Origin of the sequence: Rhodoplanes sp. SY1 (genome assembly GCF_046000175.1) — a bacterium.
In the GTDB taxonomy this organism is placed as follows: Bacteria; Pseudomonadota; Alphaproteobacteria; order Rhizobiales; family Xanthobacteraceae; genus Rhodoplanes.
In genome coordinates, this window is the sequence record NZ_JBEOMB010000298.1 from 1 (window position 1) to 468 (window position 468).

Genomic DNA, 468 nt, shown 5'->3' on the forward strand with positions numbered 1-468 from the left:
CCTCCGCCCGCGCGGTGCGCAGCGCCGCTTCGCGATGCCGGTTGTCGCGAAGCAAGGCCTGCATCGACTGCGACAGCGACTCCACCTCGGCATAGTCGCGCAGCACCGGCAGGTCGGCGTCCTGGAAGCGTCGCGCGGCGCGGGCGGCGTCGGTCAGTCGCTCCAGCGGCTCGGCGACGGAGCGCGCGATCGACAAGGCGAGCAGCACCGCGAGGGCCAGCGCGCCGGCCGAGACGAGTGCCCCGCGGCCGATCTTGTCCTCGACGCGGGCCAGCGCCTTGCCGCGATCGACGGCCGCAACGAGCCGTCCGCCCGATTCCGGGAACTGGACCACGCCGTAGATGCGGTCCTGATCCTGGGTCGGCGTGCCGTCCGTCCCGGCGGTCGCCATGCCGGTCAGCCGTCGGGCGAACGCCGGGTCGAGCATCTCGCTCGCCGAGACGCCGCGGTCCCGCGAGGCCTGCGCCA

Annotated in this window: 1 protein-coding gene; it reads right to left on the minus strand. The window is 74.6% G+C overall.

Translation table 11 applies throughout. From position 1 onward, the window contains the following. The coding region (locus ABTU92_RS29240) for a hypothetical protein (RefSeq protein WP_408095061.1) at positions 1-468 on the minus strand (468 nt) is incomplete at both ends.